4 protein-coding genes and 1 pseudogene are annotated in these 5,745 nt (G+C 66.5%); 3 read left to right on the top strand and 2 right to left on the bottom strand.

Translation table 11 applies throughout. From position 1 onward, the window contains the following. Positions 1-542: 542 nt before the first annotated feature. Positions 543-1,433, bottom strand: coding sequence for an aminoglycoside phosphotransferase family protein (locus tag ACLJWH_RS41800; protein WP_411147047.1), 891 nt, complete (start codon positions 1,431-1,433; stop codon positions 543-545). Positions 1,434-1,677: 244 nt separating this feature from the next. Between ACLJWH_RS41800 and ACLJWH_RS41795 the strand changes: the two are divergent. Continuing rightward, positions 1,678-3,087 (top strand): annotated as a pseudogene (locus tag ACLJWH_RS41795) (IS1380 family transposase); the annotation flags it as partial. 265 nt (positions 3,088-3,352) lie between these two features. Here ACLJWH_RS41795 and ACLJWH_RS41790 read toward each other — a convergent pair. Continuing rightward, positions 3,353-3,538, bottom strand: a complete 186-nt coding sequence (locus tag ACLJWH_RS41790) for a hypothetical protein (protein WP_411147046.1) — start codon at positions 3,536-3,538, stop codon at positions 3,353-3,355. 765 nt (positions 3,539-4,303) lie between these two features. Here ACLJWH_RS41790 and ACLJWH_RS41785 point away from each other — a divergent pair. After that, positions 4,304-4,561, top strand: a complete 258-nt coding sequence (locus ACLJWH_RS41785; RefSeq protein WP_411147045.1) for a helix-turn-helix transcriptional regulator — start codon at positions 4,304-4,306, stop codon at positions 4,559-4,561. Positions 4,562-4,758: 197 nt separating this feature from the next. After that, a partial coding sequence (locus ACLJWH_RS41780) for a tyrosine-type recombinase/integrase (RefSeq protein ID WP_411147044.1) occupies positions 4,759-5,745 on the top strand: 987 nt, incomplete at its 3' end.

Here is a 5,745-nt window from a genome sequence, read left to right as displayed (position 1 = left end):
GCTGCGGACGGTGCCGTTCCGCTGCTACTGGGCGTTTCTGTCACATCCTCAAATCAGACGGACTTCGTGCATGAGGAGTGGAGCAAGCGGGCGACCATGGCGGCAGCTTGACAGACGCGAAGGAGCATGTTCGATGCAAATGCCACAATCCTGACAGCCGTAAAACTCGCATATAAGCACGAACCATCTCTGAACGCCCACTGAGACCCGAGGTCTTCTCCAGGATCGGCAGCAGCAGTTCCTCGGTGGTGCCGGGATAGGTCCTGGACTCCAGGACCACCGTCGCGCCGGGGCGAAGCTGCTTGCTCACCGTCCGGGTTCAGGGCTCGATGTAGGTCAGGTCGGGCACGCCGTCCCGCAGCGGGGTCGGCACGGTGATCACCGCGATGTCGAAGCCGGCCAGCGCGACAGCGTCGGCGGTCGCGGAGTAGGCCCCGGTGTCCAGACCGCGCGGAGCCGTGAAGGGGCCACGTCCTCCACGTACGAATCGCTGGTGGCGAGGCTGCTGTCGCGACGGGGTGCGACGGCAGCAGCGGCCAAGGCTATCCGCAGGTTCGCACCAGATCCGCCAGGACGGTCCGGCCCCGCTCGACGAGCACCGGCTCGTGCTTCGTGCTGCCCGCGTGCAGGTAGGAGACGGCCAGCCGTGCGGTGAGCAAGAGCAGCACTTGCTGTTCCGTACTGGACAGCTTGCGTCCGTAGCCGGTGAGGAAGGCCCGTTTGAGGTCGGGGCGTGTGGGCCAGAGTGCACCGCACAGCCACACGAGGTCCTCGACGGCGATCCCGTGGCCGGACTTCTCGAAGTCGATCAGGCTGTGGGTGCCGTTCTCGTCGTCCCACAGCCAGTTGCGGGGCGAGTAGTCGCCATGCCGGAAGACGGTCGGAAGCCGCTCGGCCAGCTGGGGCAGCTCACGGGTCACCCGCTGTACCAAGGCGCGCTGGGCGTCGGTGAGGTGTTCGGCGATCCGCTCCAGGCACGCCCCCGCTTCGTCCGCCTGGCCGGCCATGGACGCCCCCACGGACTCGCGGGTCCGGACGGTCCCCAGCGTCGAATGGCCGTGCCAGCGCGAGAGCAGCCGGCCGGCGAGCTCGTGCACTCGGTGCTCCTCTTCCGCTTCGAGGGTCAGGCCCCTGACGACGCGTCCTGGGAGCGGTGAGGTCATGATGGCCAGCAGGCCGGGATCCGCGGCCAGCAGGCAGGGCGCTTCGTCGTCAGCGAGGGTACGGGCCGCGTACTCGTAGGCGCGGACTTCGCGGGCGAAGTCCGCAGCTGTCGGGCTGAGCTTCACGAAGGCCGCGCCGGTGTCCGAGTGCACGCGCCAGACTCTGGAGTCGTTGCGCGGCCAGGAGGCGTCTGTGGCGGAGGTCAGGCCGGACAACTGGTCGGCAACCCACTCGCGCAGGTCGGCAGGGAGGAGGGTGTGGAGCGTCACGAGGTGATCCTCCGGGTCTGGACGGGCAAGGGGCTGGACCCTGCTGGCGAGCCGTTCAGTGCAGTTGACGCCCCGTCTTTGCCGACCGTCTGCTCTGTCCTTTGGTGTCCCACCACTCTTCCAGCAAGGCGCGGGGCCTTGACCTCGCCGTTTCACTTGTCGTGAGGCCAGTTGCTGGCCGGGAACGCGAAAGTGCCTTCTGAGCTGGGACGATGAACCTTGTCGAGGGGTTCTGTCGGTCCAGGTGGAAGGCACTTTCTGCGTGCAGGGTATCGGTTCGCGTCCCAGGCTTCATGTCTCCGCGGATGGTGCGGGGGTGGTCGGGCATGCCGGGCACGGCTACTGGCTGATCTCGCCGACGTCACCGGGCTGACAGCGCGTACTCCACCGCGCTGAGACCACTCCGGCCCCGCGGCACCGGCCATGACCCGGGCCGGATCGCGACCGACCTCGCTGTGATGCTCGCTGACGGCGGTCAGACCATCACGGATCTGGCCGTCCTGCGCGACCAGGGCGAGGTGTTCGGCCCTGTCGCCTCGACACCGACTGCCTGGCGGCTGCTGGCCGGCGTCGACGAACGCGTACTGGACCGCCTGCGCTTGGCCCGCGCCCAGGCCCGGGAAGTGGCCTGGCTGCAGGCATCCGAGACTCGCGGCGGCATACCGGCGGCGAAAGCCGGCGGACAGGAACTGCCCGGCCTGGTCCTGGACATCGACGCCACACTGATCACCTGCCACTCCGAGAAGGAGGCGGCCGCGCCCACCTGCAAAGGCGGTTTCGGCTTCCATCCACTGGTGTGTTTCCTGGCCAACACCGGCGAGGGCATGTCCGGGCGGCTGCGGCCCGGGAACGCCGGAGCCAACACGGCCGCGGACCTCATCGCGGTTCTGGACGACGCTCTCACACAGATCCCCGACGCCCACCGGCACGGCACCGACATCCTCGTCCGCACCGACAGCGCCGGCTCCGCGAAGGTCTTCCTCACCCACGTCCGAAACCTGCGAACACGCGGAATCCGCACCTTCTTCTCCGTCGGATACGCGGTCACCGAGCCGGTCCGCCGCGCGATCCGCGCCCTGCCCGTCCAGGTCTGGCACCCAGCCTGGACCAGGACGGTACCCTCCGCGAGTCCGCCGAGGTCTCCGAGCTGGCCGGCATGACCGACCTGGCCGGCTACCCGGCCGGCACCCGCATCATCGTCCGCCGTGAACGTCCCCACCCAGGAGCCCAGCTCTCGCTCTTCGACCGGGACGAGGGCATGCGGCACCAGGTGTTCCTCACCGACACCCCGTTCATCTCCGGCTCGGCCCAGTTCCTGGAGGTCCGCCACCGCGGACACGCCACAGTTGAAGACCACATCCGGTGCGGCAAGACCACCGGTTTCGGCCGCTTCACCTCCCTCCGCTTCCCGGTCAACGCCGCCTGGCTCGAACTCAGCCTCGCGGCGATCGACCTCCTGGCCTGGACCCGCATCCTTGTGCTGGACGGCGAACTCTCGGCTGCCGAACCCAAGGAACTCCGCTACCGGCTCCTGCACGTCGCCGCCCGGATCACCCGGGGCGGCCGCCGCCTCCGCCTTCGGATATCGGCGACCTGGCCCTGGCGATATGAGCTCACGACCGCATTCCACCGCCTGGCCGCACTGCCCCGCCCCGCCAGCTGGCTCGCCGTCCCCACCCACCTCAACTCAAGGACCTTGGAGAACCCGGCCCCGCGTCGGGCCCTCACCATGTCCACCGGCCGACGCAGCCTCAAACAACCTCGCTCAGCCGCCCAGCAGCCCAACTGAAACGCCGAGGCTAAGGCACCGCACTATCGAACACGTCCTGCACTGGTCCCGTTGGCGTCGCCGACGCCAACATCAAGCCCGGACCCGCCACTACAAGCGACGAGGCCACAGCCCAAGAGCTGAAGCCTCGTCACGGTAAGCACCGTTGCCGTACTAGGTGGGAGAGACGCAGCAGAGCCTCGCGCACGCTCAACTGACGATGTAGTTCGCTATCCACGATGACGGGGATTTTCACCATGCTGCGCTGGAAGCAGGCATGCGTCGTCACGATGATCTGGGCCGAGCAGGCAGCCCGGATATGAGAGAACTTGTCCACCGGTGCCAGTATGCATTCGCCGACGGCAGACAGGAAATAGCACCGAAAGGCTGGATAGTTGCGCGAGGGTCATGTCAACGTACAACGACCCGCAAAACAGCAGGTAAGCCGGTGCTGCTGCTCGATTGCGATCAGGCTTGCGAAATTGCTCGGAATGACGTGTCGCGTGGATCGGCCCGCTGGCCTGGCTCCTACTTGGGAGGTCTGTCTGTCTGAGCCCGCTATCCGATCTGCCCGCTTCACTTCACCCGTGCTCTTTGCCCTCGGAGGACTGAACGCTTGGGTCGGCCAAACGGCAGGTGACTACCTTGCGGTCTCCACGGGGCTCTGCGTCTGCATCTGTGCGGCCGGCCTTTTCGGTGGAGATCTTTTGCAACGGGGCTACCGCGGCGATCGTGTCGTCCTCGCGCACGTGGCACGGCACCCCGGCGCCACAACCCGGCAAGTGGCACAGGCCCTTGGGATTCCCGAGCGCCGCGTCACGGCGAATCTAGACGGGCTTACGGACGATGGTCTGCTAGCGGTCGCCTCGGGCAGCGCCCCCGCAGCCCCGCGCTCGTACCTTCTTCCCCTCGCCGATGGCGAGGCCGAGCAGACGTCGGGTACGTGATGCGGCGCGCAACATAGCCGACGATCACCGGTTTGCCAAACCGGCGATCGTCAGGACCATTCAGGTGTTCGCATCCGACTGTGCTTGGCGGCGGAGTCGTAGTGGACGTGGGCCGTCTGGGCCCACTCTCTTTCGTCCCTTACCGGAAGTGCTCCATGCCTACAAAATCGCAGTTCGCCCCCTCGGCTGTGCCTGATCCCGCGAGCGTTGTACGCTCCTGCTTTCTCAACGTAAAGGATGCTGCTGCGTACCTCGGCGTATCACCGCACACGCTTTATGTCTGGCGGCACCGACGGGAGGGGCCGCCGAGCTTCCGCATGGGCCCCGTGGTCGCGTCATGTATCGGCGGACAGCTCTCGACGCCTGGATTTATGAGCAGGAACGAGCAGATTCCCGCTCCAACGCAGCGTTGAGCCCACTGAGTGCACCTCCGCAGCGACGTAACCCCGGTGCTTGACGTCTCGAAGGTCGTTGCGCGCCGTTCGCATTCTCTTGGAAGGAAACCAAGCTGGCCGGCTGCATCGAGGACTGTTGGCTCAAAAAGAAGCGAGATCCTGGAACCGGGAGAAGGGAGAAAACCGCTCGCTACGGTAAGGGCAAGCGTTACAAGGTGGCCGGCATACCTGGGGTGTGGGGCCGATCCATTGATGTGCTGGAGGACGCCAAGGCGTGGCTTCGCCGGGCAGCCACCGACGAGGAGCGAGGTGAGTTCGTAGACCCGCGTGACGGGTCCATCACGCTGGCCGACTACATTGCGACGCATTGGGCACCGGGGCGAGGCGGCGCTCCGAAAACCCAGGACGGTCAGGAGCGTAGAACGCGCCTCCATATCGTCCCGCACCTGGGCCAGCTTCCGCTCAGGAGTATCGCCGCCACGGATCTGCGGTCGTTCATAACCAAGCTGGATTCGACGGTCTCGTCGGTCGACTACCAGCGCGGCATCCTGTCCGAGCTTTCCTCCATTCTGGAAGCGGCCGTCGACGACAAGCGCCTCGCGCGTAACCCTATGCACGCGAAATCTGTGCGGTGGCCCAAGTCGCCACGGGAGCGGCGCGACGCGTGGCCGATGGCTACGGCACTGCGGGTCCGTGACGCCATCAACCCACGGAACAGGATCGCCGTCGTAGTCGGCCTGGGGTACGGACTTCGCCAGGGCGAAGTGTTCGGATTGAGTCCAGAGGACATCGACTATGAGCGCGGCGTGCTTCACGTCCGGCGCCAGGTGCAGGCGATACACGGAAGGCTGTACTTCGCCCTGCCGAAGGGAAAGAAGACCCGCGCGGTGGATATGCCCCTCTCGGTAGCCGAGGAGCTGAAGCGTCACATCGAGGCGTTCCCGCCGGTAGAGGTGGAGCTCCCGTGGGGGAAGCCGGATGGGGAGAGGAAAAGGTCTCTCTCTGCTCACCACGCGCTTTGGCAACGCCGTCGCCGTGAACACATGGAACATCTACACCTGGAAGCCCGCATTGTCCAAGGCCGGTGTCATCCCGGCGCGATCCGAGGGGGCGAAAGCCTGGCAGTGGGCGGCGGCCCCGAAGGACGGCTTCCATGTGCTGCGGCACACCTGTGCCTCGATCCAGCGGGAGGCTGGAGAGCC

This window comes from Streptomyces sp. x-80 (assembly GCF_046549095.1).
Classification (GTDB): domain Bacteria; phylum Actinomycetota; class Actinomycetes; order Streptomycetales; family Streptomycetaceae; genus Streptomyces; species Streptomyces celluloflavus.
This window is presented reverse-complemented; position numbering and strand designations above follow the sequence as displayed.